Source organism: Neobacillus sp. SM06 (assembly GCF_050496765.1).
Lineage (GTDB): Bacteria > Bacillota > Bacilli > Bacillales > Cytobacillaceae > JAEVLT01.
Window position 1 is genome coordinate 127,773 of record NZ_JBNWEO010000017.1, and the last position, 18,234, is coordinate 146,006.

Annotated in this window: 6 protein-coding genes, 9 tRNA genes and 6 rRNA genes; 20 read left to right on the top strand and 1 reads right to left on the bottom strand. The window is 47.8% G+C overall.

What is annotated here, in order from left to right; genetic code table 11:
- The 19 genes from folK to rrf (ACQYAD_RS13990) all read left to right on the top strand — a co-directional run bounded on the left by folK (position 1) and on the right by rrf (ACQYAD_RS13990) (position 15,093).
- Positions 1 to 528 (top strand): 2-amino-4-hydroxy-6-hydroxymethyldihydropteridine diphosphokinase, encoded by a 528-nt coding sequence (folK, locus tag ACQYAD_RS13900; RefSeq protein WP_430239091.1) that lies wholly within the window; start codon positions 1 to 3, stop codon positions 526 to 528.
- A complete protein-coding gene (locus tag ACQYAD_RS13905; RefSeq protein ID WP_430239093.1) occupies positions 480 to 689 on the top strand; it encodes a helix-turn-helix domain-containing protein in 210 nt (69 codons plus the stop codon). Before folK ends, ACQYAD_RS13905 begins: the two co-directional genes overlap by 49 nt.
- Before the next feature lie 29 nt (positions 690 to 718).
- Entirely contained in the window at positions 719 to 1,720 is a 1,002-nt protein-coding gene (gene dusB / locus ACQYAD_RS13910) for a tRNA dihydrouridine synthase DusB (RefSeq protein ID WP_430239095.1), read from the top strand.
- Between the two features lie 353 nt (positions 1,721 to 2,073).
- Complete coding sequence (gene lysS, locus ACQYAD_RS13915; RefSeq protein ID WP_430239097.1) at positions 2,074 to 3,558, top strand: lysine--tRNA ligase; 1,485 nt, start codon at positions 2,074 to 2,076, stop codon at positions 3,556 to 3,558.
- A gap of 683 nt (positions 3,559 to 4,241) precedes the next feature.
- Positions 4,242 to 5,791, top strand: a 16S ribosomal RNA gene (locus ACQYAD_RS13920).
- A 216-nt stretch (positions 5,792 to 6,007) separates the two neighbouring features.
- Positions 6,008 to 8,947 (top strand): 23S ribosomal RNA (locus ACQYAD_RS13925).
- Positions 8,948 to 9,028: 81 nt separating this feature from the next.
- A 5S ribosomal RNA gene (gene rrf, locus ACQYAD_RS13930) occupies positions 9,029 to 9,145 on the top strand.
- Between the two features lie 8 nt (positions 9,146 to 9,153).
- A tRNA-Val gene (locus tag ACQYAD_RS13935) sits at positions 9,154 to 9,229 on the top strand.
- An 18-nt stretch (positions 9,230 to 9,247) separates the two neighbouring features.
- A tRNA-Thr gene (locus ACQYAD_RS13940) sits at positions 9,248 to 9,323 on the top strand.
- A 7-nt stretch (positions 9,324 to 9,330) separates the two neighbouring features.
- Positions 9,331 to 9,406: transfer RNA gene (locus ACQYAD_RS13945), tRNA-Lys, on the top strand.
- 14 nt (positions 9,407 to 9,420) lie between these two features.
- Positions 9,421 to 9,505: transfer RNA gene (locus ACQYAD_RS13950), tRNA-Leu, on the top strand.
- 10 nt (positions 9,506 to 9,515) lie between these two features.
- Positions 9,516 to 9,590 (top strand) — tRNA-Gly (locus ACQYAD_RS13955).
- Positions 9,591 to 9,595: 5 nt separating this feature from the next.
- Positions 9,596 to 9,684, top strand: a tRNA-Leu gene (locus tag ACQYAD_RS13960).
- 10 nt (positions 9,685 to 9,694) lie between these two features.
- Positions 9,695 to 9,768, top strand: a tRNA-Arg gene (locus ACQYAD_RS13965).
- Positions 9,769 to 9,775: 7 nt separating this feature from the next.
- Positions 9,776 to 9,852, top strand: a tRNA-Pro gene (locus tag ACQYAD_RS13970).
- A 13-nt stretch (positions 9,853 to 9,865) separates the two neighbouring features.
- Positions 9,866 to 9,941, top strand: a tRNA-Ala gene (locus ACQYAD_RS13975).
- Positions 9,942 to 10,189: 248 nt separating this feature from the next.
- A 16S ribosomal RNA gene (locus ACQYAD_RS13980) occupies positions 10,190 to 11,739 on the top strand.
- Positions 11,740 to 11,955: 216 nt separating this feature from the next.
- Positions 11,956 to 14,895, top strand: a 23S ribosomal RNA gene (locus ACQYAD_RS13985).
- Positions 14,896 to 14,976: 81 nt separating this feature from the next.
- Positions 14,977 to 15,093 (top strand): 5S ribosomal RNA (rrf, locus tag ACQYAD_RS13990).
- Together the 16S, 23S and 5S rRNA genes with 9 tRNA genes alongside form the textbook arrangement of a ribosomal RNA operon.
- A 973-nt stretch (positions 15,094 to 16,066) precedes the next feature.
- Here rrf (ACQYAD_RS13990) and ACQYAD_RS13995 read toward each other — a convergent pair.
- Positions 16,067 to 17,506 carry an IS6 family transposase gene (locus ACQYAD_RS13995; protein WP_430234386.1) on the bottom strand — a complete coding sequence of 480 codons (1,440 nt, stop codon included), beginning with the start codon at positions 17,504 to 17,506 and terminating at the stop codon, positions 16,067 to 16,069.
- Between the two features lie 167 nt (positions 17,507 to 17,673).
- On the opposite strand from ACQYAD_RS13995, the gene ACQYAD_RS14000 reads away from it, so the two are divergent.
- Positions 17,674 to 18,135 carry a CtsR family transcriptional regulator gene (locus ACQYAD_RS14000; protein ID WP_430239099.1) on the top strand — a complete coding sequence of 154 codons (462 nt, stop codon included), beginning with the start codon at positions 17,674 to 17,676 and terminating at the stop codon, positions 18,133 to 18,135.
- Positions 18,136 to 18,234 lie beyond the last annotated feature (99 nt).

Genomic DNA, 18,234 nt, shown 5'->3' on the forward strand with positions numbered 1-18,234 from the left:
GTGGAAAATACAGCTTTTGTCGGGCTGGGATCAAATATTGGCGATCGTTACCAATATTTAGTTCGAGCCATTCAGCTTTTAGCCAATCATCCGGAAATTTTTTTGGTAAATTATTCTTCTGTATACGAGACCGATCCGGTTGGCTATGAAGACCAAGATCTATTTTTAAATATGGTCATTGAGATAAAAACAAGCTTATCTGCGGAAATGTTGTTAGAGGCCTGTTTGCAGATTGAATGTCAACTTGGGAGAAAAAGGGAAATTAAATGGGGACCGCGGACAATTGATCTTGACATTCTGCTCTATAACCAAGAAAATATTGAAACAGAGAAGCTCATTATTCCGCATCCAAGAATGGCAGAACGAGCATTTGTAATGGTTCCACTAATAGAGATTAAGCCGGACCTTCAGTTTCCCGGGAAAGAACAATTCCTTCACTTGGATGTGGATCAATTACTTGACACAGAAGGAGTCCGAATATGGAAGCAGAAAAGTGGGGAAGACGTATTCGCGCTTATCGAAAGCTAAAGGGATTTACACAGGAAAGTTTCTCAAAAAAGCTTGGAATCTCTGTTTCGATTCTTGGCGAGATTGAAAGGGGAAACCGTGTTCCGAAAGAAGACTTGCAATGGAAAATTGCTCAAGTTTTAAATATTAGCATTGAAGAATTAACACCACCGATGGAGTAAATCGCAACAATGATAAGGAGGTATTGGTTTTGTTAAAAATTGGTGATATAACAATGAAAAACCCGGTTGTTCTGGCGCCGATGGCAGGCGTTTGCAACTCCGCGTTCCGCTTAACGGTCAAAGAGTTTGGCGCCGGTCTGGTTTGTGCAGAAATGGTAAGCGATAAAGGAATTGTTTTTAAAAACGAAAAGACAATGAATATGCTGTATATTGATGAGCGGGAAAAACCGCTGAGCTTGCAAATTTTTGGCGGTGAAAAAGATACGCTCGTCGAAGCCGCAAAATTTGTTGATCAGAATACGAATGCCGATATTATTGACATCAACATGGGTTGTCCTGTTCCGAAGATTACGAAATGTGATGCCGGGGCAAAGTGGCTGTTGGATCCTGATAAAATTTATGAAATGGTTTCAGCCGTTGTGGCCGAGGTTGAAAAACCTGTGACAGTAAAAATGCGCATGGGTTGGGATGAGGATCATATTTTTGCAGTTAAAAATGCAAAGGCTGTTGAACGGGCTGGCGGCAAAGCGGTTGCTCTTCATGGAAGAACTCGAGTGCAGATGTATGAAGGTACAGCAAACTGGGATATCATTCGCGAAGTCAAGCAATCGGTTTCTATACCAATCATTGGAAATGGCGATATAAAGACGCCGCAAGATGCAAAAAGAATGCTGGAAGAAACAGGTGCAGATGGAGTAATGATTGGCCGCGCTGCACTTGGAAACCCTTGGATGATTTATCGGACTGTAAAGTATCTTGAAACCGGAAAACTAATGGAAGAGCCAAGTGTAAAGGAAAAAATTGATGTCTGCATTCTTCATCTCGATCGTCTGATTGCTTTGAAAAATGAGGATATTGCGGTTCGCGAAATGCGCAAGCATGCTGCTTGGTATTTAAAAGGAATTCGCGGTAATGCGAAAGTGCGGAATGCGATCAATGAATGCCACACGAGACAGGATTTAGTTTCTCTCCTTCAAGAACTCGTGGTTGAAGGGGAAGAGAAGGAATTCAAAGAAGCGACTGTCAGCTAACAATTGACATTGGTATCCATCTTATCTATAATACTTTTGACAATAAAGAAACTGCCAGTGACTACTGGCAGTTTTTATTAGCTAACCAGAATGTATATCCATAAACGCACGACGGGCAAGGATGCCCTAGTCAGGCGAAGGCACAGGACGTGCCGTTCTGAGCGTGGCGACGGGCAAGGATGCCTCATGAACTGCCAAAGGCTCGCCAATCGGCGAGTTTTCTTTCTATTTAAATGGGAATTTTATTTTTCTGCTGTCTGATTGATCAAGATTGTGTAAAATAATAAAGTATGCATATTTTTCGTATTACTGTGCTGTTTTACATATAAACACTACTAAATGGAGTTGATAACATGAGTCAGGAAGAATTAAATGACCAATTGAGGGTCAGGCGTGAGAAAATGGCGGCATTGCGCGAGAATGGCCTTGACCCTTTTGGTAAACGGTTTGAACGCACCCATTATTCAAAAGAGTTAATTGAGCAATACAGTGATCTTGAAAAGGAAGAACTTGAAACGAAACATATTTCTGTTACTTTAGCAGGGCGGATTATGACAAAACGCGGCAAAGGAAAAGCCGGTTTTGCTCATATTCAAGATTTAACAGGACAAATCCAAGTCTATGTTAGACAGGATGCAGTTGGTGAGGACCAATATAAATCTTTCGATTCAGCCGACTTGGGAGATATTATCGGTGTTACAGGCACCTTGTTTAAAACAAAGGTTGGCGAACTTTCAATCAAGGTTATAGATTTTGTTTTCCTAACTAAGGCGCTGCGCCCGCTTCCGGATAAGTTCCATGGATTAAAAGATGTAGAGCAGCGATATCGTCAGCGTTATTTGGATTTGATTATGAGTGAGGAAAGCCGTTCGACTTTTATCACTCGGAGCAGGATCATACAGGAGATGCGCCGCTATCTTGATGATCACGGTTATTTAGAAGTGGAAACACCAATGATGCACGCCATTGCCGGAGGTGCAGCTGCTCGTCCATTTATAACCCATCATAATGCACTTGATATTCCATTATATATGAGGATTGCAATTGAGCTTCATTTAAAACGTTTGATTGTCGGGGGCCTGGAGAAGGTATATGAAATCGGCCGGGTTTTCCGGAATGAGGGGGTTTCCACCCGACACAATCCCGAGTTTACGATGATCGAGCTATATGAAGCTTACGCAGACTTTCGCGATATTATGAGCTTAACCGAAAACTTAATTGCCCACATTGCTCAAGAAGTATTAGGGACAACGACCATTAAATATGGCGAGTATGAAGTTGACCTCAAACCGGAGTGGAAGAGACTTCATATGGTTGATGCCATTCAAGAATATACGGGAGTTGACTTCTGGAAGGAAATGAGTGTGGAAGAAGCGCGCGAGCTAGCGAAGGAACACGGTGTTGAAATTACAGAGCATATGCTCTATGGTCATATTGTGAATGAATTCTTCGAGCAAAAGGTAGAAGAAAAACTGATTCAGCCGACATTTATATACGGCCATCCGGTCGAAATTTCCCCGCTGGCAAAGAAAAACGAACAGGATCCACGCTTCACAGACCGTTTCGAGCTCTTTATTGTTGCTCGTGAACATGCGAATGCTTTTACCGAATTGAATGACCCGATTGATCAAAGACAACGCTTTGAAGCGCAATTAAAGGAGCGCGAGCAGGGCAATGATGAAGCCCATTTGATGGATGAGGATTTTGTTGAAGCGCTTGAGTACGGTATGCCGCCAACCGGAGGATTAGGAATAGGGATTGACCGTCTTGTGATGCTACTAACAAATTCGCCTTCCATTCGGGATGTACTCTTGTTCCCGTTGATGCGTCAACGATAAAGTGAAACTTCAATCAGTGGGGGGTTCTCCATCTCCCGCTGATTGCTAGTTGAACCAATCGGGCTTTTACGGGCAGTTACCCCCCTATACTTCTGCGATTTTTCCTAGCCTTGAGGTGTGGGTCTTACTACCCGTTAATGTAGGATAAAACTTTGATGACAAAAGAGAAAAGTGCTGCTGCTGTGGCGCTTTTTTCCTTATTAAAAGCTACGTTCTAAAGATGATTTTGCCTTTGATAGTGTAAGTGAAGAAATTTCTAGCAAATGACATGAATTTTGTCGAAAAAGCTAAAAAAATAGTTGCTTAATGGCTAAATTGATGGTATATTATTAAATGTTGCTGCGAAACAGTGATCTATTTAAAAAAGAAAATAAAAAAACTGTTGACGTGAGCAATTGAAAATGGTATATTAATAAAGTCGCTTCTGAGCGGCGGGTTCATTGAAATGATTGTTCTTTGAAAACTAAACAAACAATTACGTCAACAAATAATCATGATGTTTTGCTTTTTGAAGCAGCATCAGCCAACGTTAATCAAGTAAGGATCGTCGACTAAGAACGCCACATCCTGTGGCAACATCGACGTCAGCGCATCCTTGCGCAAGTGAGCTATATCAAACCGATTCTTCGGTCGACTAAAAGCCGCAACGTCCTGTTGCGAACGTCGACACTAGAACATCCTGTTCTTTGGAGAGTTTGATCCTGGCTCAGGACGAACGCTGGCGGCGTGCCTAATACATGCAAGTCGAGCGAATCATTAGGAGCTTGCTCCTGATGATTAGCGGCGGACGGGTGAGTAACACGTGGGCAACCTGCCTGTAAGACTGGGATAACACCGGGAAACCGGTGCTAATACCGGGTAATTCTTTCCTTCGCATGAAGGAAAGCTGAAAGACGGCTTTTGCTGTCACTTACAGATGGGCCCGCGGCGCATTAGCTAGTTGGTGAGGTAACGGCTCACCAAGGCAACGATGCGTAGCCGACCTGAGAGGGTGATCGGCCACACTGGGACTGAGACACGGCCCAGACTCCTACGGGAGGCAGCAGTAGGGAATCTTCCGCAATGGACGAAAGTCTGACGGAGCAACGCCGCGTGAGTGAGGAAGGCCTTCGGGTCGTAAAACTCTGTTGTTAGGGAAGAACAAGTATCGGAGTAACTGCCGGTACCTTGACGGTACCTAACCAGAAAGCCACGGCTAACTACGTGCCAGCAGCCGCGGTAATACGTAGGTGGCAAGCGTTGTCCGGAATTATTGGGCGTAAAGCGCGCGCAGGCGGTTCTTTAAGTCTGATGTGAAAGCCCACGGCTCAACCGTGGAGGGTCATTGGAAACTGGGGGACTTGAGTGCAGAAGAGGAAAGCGGAATTCCACGTGTAGCGGTGAAATGCGTAGAGATGTGGAGGAACACCAGTGGCGAAGGCGGCTTTCTGGTCTGTAACTGACGCTGAGGCGCGAAAGCGTGGGGAGCAAACAGGATTAGATACCCTGGTAGTCCACGCCGTAAACGATGAGTGCTAAGTGTTAGAGGGTTTCCGCCCTTTAGTGCTGCAGCTAACGCATTAAGCACTCCGCCTGGGGAGTACGGCCGCAAGGCTGAAACTCAAAGGAATTGACGGGGGCCCGCACAAGCGGTGGAGCATGTGGTTTAATTCGAAGCAACGCGAAGAACCTTACCAGGTCTTGACATCCTCTGACACTCCTAGAGATAGGACTTTCCCCTTCGGGGGACAGAGTGACAGGTGGTGCATGGTTGTCGTCAGCTCGTGTCGTGAGATGTTGGGTTAAGTCCCGCAACGAGCGCAACCCTTGATCTTAGTTGCCAGCATTCAGTTGGGCACTCTAAGGTGACTGCCGGTGACAAACCGGAGGAAGGTGGGGATGAGGTCAAATCATCATGCCCCTTATGACCTGGGCTACACACGTGCTACAATGGATGGTACAAAGGGCAGCAAGACCGCGAGGTTTAGCCAATCCCATAAAACCATTCTCAGTTCGGATTGCAGGCTGCAACTCGCCTGCATGAAGCCGGAATCGCTAGTAATCGCGGATCAGCATGCCGCGGTGAATACGTTCCCGGGCCTTGTACACACCGCCCGTCACACCACGAGAGTTTGTAACACCCGAAGTCGGTGGGGTAACCGTAAGGAGCCAGCCGCCTAAGGTGGGACAGATGATTGGGGTGAAGTCGTAACAAGGTAGCCGTATCGGAAGGTGCGGCTGGATCACCTCCTTTCTAAGGAAAATGTCCTTTCGGACATCAATGAGTTGGATGATTATTGACGTATATTGTTCGTTTAGTTTTGAGAGAACAATTCTCTCTTATTTATATTCGTTCTTTGAAAACTAGATAATCGTATAGAAGAAGTACCAAGCAAGAACCGAGTGATCGCCATTTTAGATTTTCAACCTTTTTCAAGGCGAAATAGAAGCATAGCTGATATGAGCCGCAGGTTAAGTTAGAAAGGGCGCACGGTGGATGCCTTGGCACTAGGAGCCGATGAAGGACGGGACTAACACCGATATGCTTCGGGGAGCTGTAAGTAAGCTTTGATCCGGAGATTTCCGAATGGGGGAACCCACTGTTCGTAATGGAACAGTATCTTTACCTGAATCCATAGGGTAATGAAGGCAGACCCGGGGAACTGAAACATCTAAGTACCCGGAGGAAGAGAAAGCAAACGCGATTCCCCAAGTAGCGGCGAGCGAAACGGGAACAGCCCAAACCGAAAGGCTTGCCTTTCGGGGTTGTAGGACACTCAATATGGAGTTACAAAGGAACGGGGTAAATGAAGCGATCTGGAAAGGTCTGCCGTAGAAGGTAAAAGCCCTGTAGTTGAAACTTCGTTCCCTCCTGAGTGGATCCTGAGTACGGCCGGACACGTGAAATCCGGTCGGAAGCTGGGAGGGACCATCTCCCAAGGCTAAATACTCCCTAGTGACCGATAGTGAACCAGTACCGTGAGGGAAAGGTGAAAAGCACCCCGGAAGGGGAGTGAAACAGTTCCTGAAACCGTGTGCCTACAAGTAGTCAAAGCGCGTTTTTGCGTAATGGCGTGCCTTTTGTAGAATGAACCGGCGAGTTACGATTACATGCAAGGTTAAGTCGAAGAGACGGAGCCGCAGCGAAAGCGAGTCTTAATCAGGGCGTAAGAGTATGTGGTCGTAGACCCGAAACCAGGTGATCTACCCATGTCCAGGGTGAAGGTAGGGTAACACCTACTGGAGGCCCGAACCGACGCACGTTGAAAAGTGCGCGGATGAGGTGTGGGTAGCGGAGAAATTCCAATCGAACTTGGAGATAGCTGGTTCTCTCCGAAATAGCTTTAGGGCTAGCCTCACGTGCAAGAGTCTTGGAGGTAGAGCACTGTTTGGACTAGGGGCCCTCATCGGGTTACCGAATTCAGACAAACTCCGAATGCCAAAGACTTATCCGTGGGAGTCAGACTGCGAGTGATAAGATCCGTAGTCAAAAGGGAAACAGCCCAGACCACCAGCTAAGGTCCCAAAGTATACGTTAAGTGGAAAAGGATGTGGAGTTGCTTAGACAACCAGGATGTTGGCTTAGAAGCAGCCACCATTTAAAGAGTGCGTAATAGCTCACTGGTCGAGTGACTCTGCGCCGAAAATGTACCGGGGCTAAACGTATCACCGAAGCTGTGGGTGGACACCGATGGTGTCCGCGGTAGGAGAGCGTTCTAAGGGCGTTGAAGCTGGACCGGAAGGACCGGTGGAGCGCTTAGAAGTGAGAATGCCGGTATGAGTAGCGAAAGATGAGTGAGAATCTCATCCACCGAATGCCTAAGGTTTCCTGAGGAAGGCTCGTCCGCTCAGGGTTAGTCGGGACCTAAGCCGAGGCCGAAAGGCGTAGGCGATGGACAACAGGTTGATATTCCTGTACCACCTCTTTATCGTTTGAGCGAGTGGGGGGACGCAGGAGGATAGGGTAAGCGCACTGCTGGATATGTGCGTGTAAGCAGTTAGGCTGTCAGTGAGGCAAATCCCGCTGACATTAGGCTGAGCTGTGATGCCGAGGGAAATCGAGTACCGAAGTTCCTGATTCCACACTGCCAAGAAAAGCCTCTAGCGAGATAAAAGGTGCCCGTACCGCAAACCGACACAGGTAGGCGAGGAGAGAATCCTAAGGTGAGCGAGAGAACTCTCGTTAAGGAACTCGGCAAAATGACCCCGTAACTTCGGGAGAAGGGGTGCTCTTTGGGGTTTACGCCCCGAAGAGCCGCAGTGAATAGGCCTAGGCGACTGTTTAGCAAAAACACAGGTCTCTGCGAAGCCGCAAGGCGAAGTATAGGGGCTGACGCCTGCCCGGTGCTGGAAGGTTAAGAGGAGGGGTTAGCTCACAAAGCGAAGCTCTGAATTGAAGCCCCAGTAAACGGCGGCCGTAACTATAACGGTCCTAAGGTAGCGAAATTCCTTGTCGGGTAAGTTCCGACCCGCACGAAAGGCGTAACGATCTGGGCACTGTCTCAACGAGAGACTCGGTGAAATTATAGTACCTGTGAAGATGCAGGTTACCCGCGACAGGACGGAAAGACCCCGTGGAGCTTTACTGTAGCCTGATATTGAATTTCGGTACAGCTTGTACAGGATAGGTAGGAGCCGTAGAAACCGGAGCGCCAGCTTCGGTGGAGGCGTCGGTGGGATACTACCCTGGCTGTATTGAAATTCTAACCCGCACCCACAAATTCTGGGTGGGAGACAGTGTCAGGTGGGCAGTTTGACTGGGGCGGTCGCCTCCTAAAGAGTAACGGAGGCGCCCAAAGGTTCCCTCAGAATGGTTGGAAATCATTCGTAGAGTGTAAAGGCACAAGGGAGCTTGACTGCGAGACCTACAAGTCGAGCAGGGACGAAAGTCGGGCTTAGTGATCCGGTGGTTCCGCATGGAAGGGCCATCGCTCAACGGATAAAAGCTACCCCGGGGATAACAGGCTTATCTCCCCCAAGAGTCCACATCGACGGGGAGGTTTGGCACCTCGATGTCGGCTCATCGCATCCTGGGGCTGTAGTCGGTCCCAAGGGTTGGGCTGTTCGCCCATTAAAGCGGTACGCGAGCTGGGTTCAGAACGTCGTGAGACAGTTCGGTCCCTATCCGTCGTGGGCGCAGGAAATTTGAGAGGAGCTGTCCTTAGTACGAGAGGACCGGGATGGACGCACCGCTGGTGTACCAGTTGTCTTGCCAAAGGCATCGCTGGGTAGCTATGTGCGGACGGGATAAGTGCTGAAAGCATCTAAGCATGAAGCCCCCCTCAAGATGAGATTTCCCATAGCGTCAAGCTAGTAAGATCCCTGAAAGACGATCAGGTTGATAGGTCAGAGGTGGAAGCGCGGTGACGTGTGGAGCTGACTGATACTAATCGATCGAGGACTTAACCAATGTAGTTGAATGCGCGAACTTGTTCTTCGTTTACTTCTTCTTGATTACCTAGTTTTGAGGGAATGAACCTCAACAAAATAGCTTGGCGGCAATGGCGAGAAGGTCACACCCGTTCCCATACCGAACACGGAAGTTAAGCTTCTCAGCGCCGATGGTAGTTGGAACGCAAGTTCCTGTGAGAGTAGGACGTTGCCAGGCGATTGTATGGAGGATTAGCTCAGCTGGGAGAGCATCTGCCTTACAAGCAGAGGGTCGGCGGTTCGATCCCGTCATCCTCCACCATATACTATATTTGTTTATGCCGGTCTAGCTCAATTGGTAGAGCAACTGACTTGTAATCAGTAGGTTGGGGGTTCAAGTCCTCTGGCCGGCACCACGTGTACGAGCCATTAGCTCAGTCGGTAGAGCATCTGACTTTTAATCAGAGGGTCGAAGGTTCGAGTCCTTCATGGCTCACCACTTTTAATGAACATGCGGGTGTGGCGGAATTGGCAGACGCACCAGACTTAGGATCTGGCGCCGCAAGGCGTGGGGGTTCGACTCCCTTCACCCGCACCAGTTTGATAATGCGGAAGTAGTTCAGTGGTAGAACACCACCTTGCCAAGGTGGGGGTCGCGGGTTCGAATCCCGTCTTCCGCTCCATTATTGCCGGGGTGGCGGAACTGGCAGACGCACAGGACTTAAAATCCTGCGGTAGGTGACTACCGTACCGGTTCGATTCCGGTCCTCGGCACCATTACTAAAATGCGCCCGTAGCTCAATTGGATAGAGCGTCTGACTACGGATCAGAAGGTTATGGGTTCGACTCCTTTCGGGCGCGCTTATATCGGGAAGTAGCTCAGCTTGGTAGAGCACTTGGTTTGGGACCAAGGGGTCGCAGGTTCGAATCCTGTCTTCCCGACCAGTAAGGTCATTTTGGGGGATTAGCTCAGCTGGGAGAGCGCCTGCTTTGCACGCAGGAGGTCAGCGGTTCGATCCCGCTATCCTCCACCATTTAAATTTTAAAAAAAGATATTGACTTTATATTTTAAAGTTGATATTATTAAAAAGTTACTCCTCGGCAATGATTGTTCTTTGAAAACTAAACAAACAATTACGTCAACAAATAATCATGATGTTTTGCTTTTTGAAGCAGCATCAGCCAACGTTAATTTTAAATGAGCTATATCAAACGTTTCTGTTCTTCGGTCGACTAAAAGCCGCAACGTCCTGTTGCGAACGTCGACACTAGAGCATCCTGTTCTTCGGAGAGTTTGATCCTGGCTCAGGACGAACGCTGGCGGCGTGCCTAATACATGCAAGTCGAGCGAATCATTAGGAGCTTGCTCCTGATGATTAGCGGCGGACGGGTGAGTAACACGTGGGCAACCTGCCTGTAAGACTGGGATAACACCGGGAAACCGGTGCTAATACCGGGTAATTCTTTCCTTCGCATGAAGGAAAGCTGAAAGACGGCTTTGGCTGTCACTTACAGATGGACCCGCGGCGCATTAGCTAGTTGGTGAGGTAACGGCTCACCAAGGCAACGATGCGTAGCCGACCTGAGAGGGTGATCGGCCACACTGGGACTGAGACACGGCCCAGACTCCTACGGGAGGCAGCAGTAGGGAATCTTCCGCAATGGACGAAAGTCTGACGGAGCAACGCCGCGTGAGTGATGAAGGCCTTCGGGTCGTAAAACTCTGTTGTTAGGGAAGAACAAGTATCGGAGTAACTGCCGGTACCTTGACGGTACCTAACCAGAAAGCCACGGCTAACTACGTGCCAGCAGCCGCGGTAATACGTAGGTGGCAAGCGTTGTCCGGAATTATTGGGCGTAAAGCGCGCGCAGGCGGTTCTTTAAGTCTGATGTGAAAGCCCACGGCTCAACCGTGGAGGGTCATTGGAAACTGGGGGACTTGAGTGCAGAAGAGGAAAGCGGAATTCCACGTGTAGCGGTGAAATGCGTAGAGATGTGGAGGAACACCAGTGGCGAAGGCGGCTTTCTGGTCTGTAACTGACGCTGAGGCGCGAAAGCGTGGGGAGCAAACAGGATTAGATACCCTGGTAGTCCACGCCGTAAACGATGAGTGCTAAGTGTTAGAGGGTTTCCGCCCTTTAGTGCTGCAGCTAACGCATTAAGCACTCCGCCTGGGGAGTACGGCCGCAAGGCTGAAACTCAAAGGAATTGACGGGGGCCCGCACAAGCGGTGGAGCATGTGGTTTAATTCGAAGCAACGCGAAGAACCTTACCAGGTCTTGACATCCTCTGACACTCCTAGAGATAGGACTTTCCCCTTCGGGGGACAGAGTGACAGGTGGTGCATGGTTGTCGTCAGCTCGTGTCGTGAGATGTTGGGTTAAGTCCCGCAACGAGCGCAACCCTTGATCTTAGTTGCCAGCATTCAGTTGGGCACTCTAAGGTGACTGCCGGTGACAAACCGGAGGAAGGTGGGGATGAGGTCAAATCATCATGCCCCTTATGACCTGGGCTACACACGTGCTACAATGGATGGTACAAAGGGCAGCAAGACCGCGAGGTTTAGCCAATCCCATAAAACCATTCTCAGTTCGGATTGCAGGCTGCAACTCGCCTGCATGAAGCCGGAATCGCTAGTAATCGCGGATCAGCATGCCGCGGTGAATACGTTCCCGGGCCTTGTACACACCGCCCGTCACACCACGAGAGTTTGTAACACCCGAAGTCGGTGGGGTAACCGTAAGGAGCCAGCCGCCTAAGGTGGGACAGATGATTGGGGTGAAGTCGTAACAAGGTAGCCGTATCGGAAGGTGCGGCTGGATCACCTCCTTTCTAAGGAAAATGTCCTTTCGGACATCAATGAGTTGGATGATTATTGACGTATATTGTTCGTTTAGTTTTGAGAGAACAATTCTCTCTTATTTATATTCGTTCTTTGAAAACTAGATAATCGTATAGAAGAAGTACCAAGCAAGAACCGAGTGATCGCCATTTTAGATTTTCAACCTTTTTCAAGGCGAAATAGAAGCATAGCTGATATGAGCCGCAGGTTAAGTTAGAAAGGGCGCACGGTGGATGCCTTGGCACTAGGAGCCGATGAAGGACGGGACTAACACCGATATGCTTCGGGGAGCTGTAAGTAAGCTTTGATCCGGAGATTTCCGAATGGGGGAACCCACTGTTCGTAATGGAACAGTATCTTTACCTGAATCCATAGGGTAATGAAGGCAGACCCGGGGAACTGAAACATCTAAGTACCCGGAGGAAGAGAAAGCAAACGCGATTCCCCAAGTAGCGGCGAGCGAAACGGGAACAGCCCAAACCGAAAGGCTTGCCTTTCGGGGTTGTAGGACACTCAATATGGAGTTACAAAGGAACGGGGTAAATGAAGCGATCTGGAAAGGTCTGCCGTAGAAGGTAAAAGCCCTGTAGTTGAAACTTCGTTCCCTCCTGAGTGGATCCTGAGTACGGCCGGACACGTGAAATCCGGTCGGAAGCTGGGACGGACCATCTCCCAAGGCTAAATACTCCCTAGTGACCGATAGTGAACCAGTACCGTGAGGGAAAGGTGAAAAGCACCCCGGAAGGGGAGTGAAACAGTTCCTGAAACCGTGTGCCTACAAGTAGTCAAAGCGCGTTTTTGCGTAATGGCGTGCCTTTTGTAGAATGAACCGGCGAGTTACGATTACATGCAAGGTTAAGTCGAAGAGACGGAGCCGCAGCGAAAGCGAGTCTTAATCAGGGCGTAAGAGTATGTGGTCGTAGACCCGAAACCAGGTGATCTACCCATGTCCAGGGTGAAGGTAGGGTAACACCTACTGGAGGCCCGAACCGACGCACGTTGAAAAGTGCGCGGATGAGGTGTGGGTAGCGGAGAAATTCCAATCGAACTTGGAGATAGCTGGTTCTCTCCGAAATAGCTTTAGGGCTAGCCTCACGTGCAAGAGTCTTGGAGGTAGAGCACTGTTTGGACTAGGGGCCCTCATCGGGTTACCGAATTCAGACAAACTCCGAATGCCAAAGACTTATCCGTGGGAGTCAGACTGCGAGTGATAAGATCCGTAGTCAAAAGGGAAACAGCCCAGACCACCAGCTAAGGTCCCAAAGTATACGTTAAGTGGAAAAGGATGTGGAGTTGCTTAGACAACCAGGATGTTGGCTTAGAAGCAGCCACCATTTAAAGAGTGCGTAATAGCTCACTGGTCGAGTGACTCTGCGCCGAAAATGTACCGGGGCTAAACGTATCACCGAAGCTGTGGGTGGACACCGATGGTGTCCGCGGTAGGAGAGCGTTCTAAGGGCGTTGAAGCTGGACCGGAAGGACCGGTGGAGCGCTTAGAAGTGAGAATGCCGGTATGAGTAGCGAAAGATGAGTGAGAATCTCATCCACCGAATGCCTAAGGTTTCCTGAGGAAGGCTCGTCCGCTCAGGGTTAGTCGGGACCTAAGCCGAGGCCGAAAGGCGTAGGCGATGGACAACAGGTTGATATTCCTGTACCACCTCTTTATCGTTTGAGCGAGTGGGGGGACGCAGGAGGATAGGGTAAGCGCACTGCTGGATATGTGCGTGTAAGCAGTTAGGCTGTCAGTGAGGCAAATCCCGCTGACATTAGGCTGAGCTGTGATGCCGAGGGAAATCGAGTACCGAAGTTCCTGATTCCACACTGCCAAGAAAAGCCTCTAGCGAGATAAAAGGTGCCCGTACCGCAAACCGACACAGGTAGGCGAGGAGAGAATCCTAAGGTGAGCGAGAGAACTCTCGTTAAGGAACTCGGCAAAATGACCCCGTAACTTCGGGAGAAGGGGTGCTCTTTGGGGTTCACGCCCCGAAGAGCCGCAGTGAATAGGCCCAGGCGACTGTTTAGCAAAAACACAGGTCTCTGCGAAGCCGCAAGGCGAAGTATAGGGGCTGACGCCTGCCCGGTGCTGGAAGGTTAAGAGGAGGGGTTAGCTCACAAAGCGAAGCTCTGAATTGAAGCCCCAGTAAACGGCGGCCGTAACTATAACGGTCCTAAGGTAGCGAAATTCCTTGTCGGGTAAGTTCCGACCCGCACGAAAGGCGTAACGATCTGGGCACTGTCTCAACGAGAGACTCGGTGAAATTATAGTACCTGTGAAGATGCAGGTTACCCGCGACAGGACGGAAAGACCCCGTGGAGCTTTACTGTAGCCTGATATTGAATTTCGGTACAGCTTGTACAGGATAGGTAGGAGCCGTAGAAACCGGAGCGCCAGCTTCGGTGGAGGCGTCGGTGGGATACTACCCTGGCTGTATTGAAATTCTAACCCGCACCCACAAATTCTGGGTGGGAGACAGTGTCAGGTGGGCAGTTTGACTGGGGCGGTCGCCTCCTAAAGAGTAACGGAGGCGCCCAAAGGTTCCCTCAGAATGGTTGGAAATCATTCGTAGAGTGTAAAGGCACAAGGGAGCTTGACTGCGAGACCTACAAGTCGAGCAGGGACGAAAGTCGGGCTTAGTGATCCGGTGGTTCCGCATGGAAGGGCCATCGCTCAACGGATAAAAGCTACCCCGGGGATAACAGGCTTATCTCCCCCAAGAGTCCACATCGACGGGGAGGTTTGGCACCTCGATGTCGGCTCATCGCATCCTGGGGCTGTAGTCGGTCCCAAGGGTTGGGCTGTTCGCCCATTAAAGCGGTACGCGAGCTGGGTTCAGAACGTCGTGAGACAGTTCGGTCCCTATCCGTCGTGGGCGCAGGAAATTTGAGAGGAGCTGTCCTTAGTACGAGAGGACCGGGATGGACGCACCGCTGGTGTACCAGTTGTCTTGCCAAAGGCATCGCTGGGTAGCTATGTGCGGACGGGATAAGTGCTGAAAGCATCTAAGCATGAAGCCCCCCTCAAGATGAGATTTCCCATAGCGTCAAGCTAGTAAGATCCCTGAAAGACGATCAGGTTGATAGGTCAGAGGTGGAAGCGCGGTGACGTGTGGAGCTGACTGATACTAATCGATCGAGGACTTAACCAATGTAGTTGAATGCGCGAACTCGTTCTTCTTTTACTTCTTCTTGATTACCTAGTTTTGAGGGAATGAACCTCAACAAAATAGCTTGGCGGCAATGGCGAGAAGGTCACACCCGTTCCCATACCGAACACGGAAGTTAAGCTTCTCAGCGCCGATGGTAGTTGGAACGCAAGTTCCTGTGAGAGTAGGACGTTGCCAGGCAAAGAAAAAGACAATCCTTAAAGGATTGTCTTTTTTGTAATATCAGAATTTATATCTTAACTTATCTCTTGACTATTAAAAGGTAAAAAATGGTTTATAGAGACGTTTATCGCCATAAAGATACCAATAAAAATGAAGGAGTCCAATTCTCATATTTATCAAGATAAATGGTCACTAGAGGCTTCCCTAATGCCCAATTCTCCTGTTTTTTGGGTCAAAGCGGTCATAACTAGCTTCCTTAATGCCCGATTCCCCTGTTTTTTGGGTCAAAACGGTCATAACTAGCTTCCTTAATGCCCAATTCTCCTGTTTTTTGGGTCAAAACGGTCACTACTAGCTTCCCTAATGCCCAATTCTCCTGTTTTTTGGGTCAAAACGGTCATAACTAGCTTCCCTAATGGCCAATTCCCCTATTTTTCAGGGTGAAATGGTACTACTGGTTCCCCCGCACGCCCCCCGGAAAGCGAGTGCCTGGAGCGGAAATCAACAGACCTCGTTTATCCGCCAAACTAAAAAGGACCGGGCGGTTTTTGCCCGGTTTTTCTTGTTTGTCCATCTGTCCAACTCTTGCTCAAATCCTCACCAATCATAAGATCCATTTTTTTAGCAAGGAACAGGTTTTGCACTTCAAATAGTTGGAGAAAATATCTTAGTATTAGACCGTTGCACCGGCATTGGTTTTTCATGTATAATTAATGTCAAATATAGTCAAAGTCAGGTAGTGTCAAAAGTTCTATGAAAACTACCTAGCGATTTAATATTTCTTCCATTTACTGGGCGGGTATGCCCCCGCAACCGCTCTTGACAAACACGCCAATGGTTTGCGTTTACTTTACCAAGGGCGACGGGGACAAAAAGAAGGCATGCTAAATAGCCCTTGGTTTTTCCATTTTAAACCATTGGCTAGTTCGGTTTGTCAAGAGTTCGCTTCGCCGGATGCTAGTTTTATTCAAGGGCTCTGCTAAACAAAAAGTTAGGTAGACCGCTGCTGGATAATCCAGCGTTGAGCTAATTCCATTAACTTTGTCCATCGCGCGGGCATTGTAGGAAGCCCTGATAGTTCTGGATTCACTACCGGGACTTTGCCCTCTAAACTTGCATGTGGACGAAGGAAATTAAAGTACGCCACAAACAACGTGACAAAAGAAACTGAACCATGTTCCGACCCAAAGCCATGAGTGGAACGATAGTTGCCCTTAAAAGTGCGGTTAAGTCTCTCGATAATTTGCTTAAGAGGTCTGTATTCCGTCGAAACAGGATCGTCGTTTGTCAGCCCAATCACTTGCTTCACATCAAAGGAAATGCCGTGCTGTGCGAAGAAATGTTGGGCTAGCAGATAGATCGGATTTCCGTCTACCACAAAGGTTAAATCTTTTGGAATCTCTTTCATCTTCAATAAGACATCATCCATTGCACGAATAGCGGAAACCGTATCTCGATTCGGTGAGACCGGATAAGAAAGGATGATTTTCTTCACCGCATCGAAAAAGAAAAATAAGTAATGCCAGTGACCATTCACTCGAATATAGGTTTCATCGCCACAAAATTGATCGGAAAGCTCGTAAGGGTAATGATCAATATATGGCTTAAGCAAAAGAGCGACGCTGTTTTCGTAGTTCAAAATCGTTTGATGTGAAATGGATACACCATGGACATCCTGCATAATGGCAGCTGTTTTACGAGCTGAAAGGCCATAGTTGACATGGTAAGTTAGAATCAACCCCAATGTATGTGGAGATGCGTAAATCTTTGACAAATCCACTACTGGAAGTTCAGGTGATTCCTTGGAAAGAGGCTTAAAATCAAGGTGAAACCGGCGAAAAATGTATCGTAATTTAAATGCCTGCGGATCCTTTTTAAACCGTTTCTTTTCTTTGGAAGACATGCCGTTTAGTTTCTTTTGGTAATAGGGACAATCGTTATTTTTGCACTTGAACACGTCAAAATCTTGTCGCTCCTTAACTTTTTCAAGGGTTTTTGAACAATGAGGGCACTTAAGAATAGCCTCTTTCAAATAACGACTCTTATTGTTAAAAAGGCAGGAACATACCTTACATTGATACTGTCCTTTGCCTCCATTATTGGCATAAAGATAATCCGATGGAGCACCACACGCTGGACAGTTCATTGACTTAGGTACAATTGCTTTTGTATTTGAACGTCTTTGAACCGGTTTTAAGGGTTTACCGTTTTTCTCAAGATAATCGGTGAGGAGTTTTTGATAATCAAGTTTTTCAAAGGTTTCGATGATAGGAAGTTCATCGACTTGAAGTTTTCGATAAGGTTTATTAACAGGCGTTTCTTCAGGTTTTTCAAACATACCCTTTCCAACGAGAAGTGTAAGTAATGTTCGAATTACCTGATCTTGATGCTTGATAAATTCCATTAAATAAGTTAATAATTGAGGGTACAAACTTGTCACTTCCAATCTGGGATGTTGTGTGTGGGGTAACCTCAATTATCCTTAGATTTTAGGGGGTGGCAAGTTTTTTGCATTTTAAAGCCCACTAAATCAAGGATTTATTAACTTTTTAATATATAACTTTTGACAATACGCAAAGTCAGATAGGGGGTGCGTAGATGAGAAACATCTCCGATATCATTGAAAATTATTTAAAACATGTCTTAGAAATGAGTGAAGAGGATTTAGTCGAAATTAAGAGAAGTGAGATTGCGGATAAATTTCAGTGTGTACCATCTCAAATAAACTATGTCATTAATACTCGATTTACTATTGAACGGGGATATATCGTCGAAAGCAAACGCGGCGGCGGAGGCTATATTCGAATCATGAAAGTTCAATCTCATGATGCTGCCCAACTAATTGACCATTTATTGTCACTTTTTGATAACAGGATTAGCCAGGCAAGTGCCGAAGATGTTATTTATCGGCTTGTGCAAGAGGAAATTATTACAACAAGAGAAGCGAAAATTATGCTTAGTGTTATCGACAGATCTGTTCTTTACATCGAATTGCCATATCGGGATGAACTGAGGGCACGGATGCTTAAAGCGATGTTGACAACATTAAAATTTAAATAAACAGCAGCAGCAGGTAGGCAGAAAAGACAGCTGAGAAAATCTGTTTATAATATGATCCGAATTTACAGTAATCACAAACTTGGATTGTTTGCAGGGTTA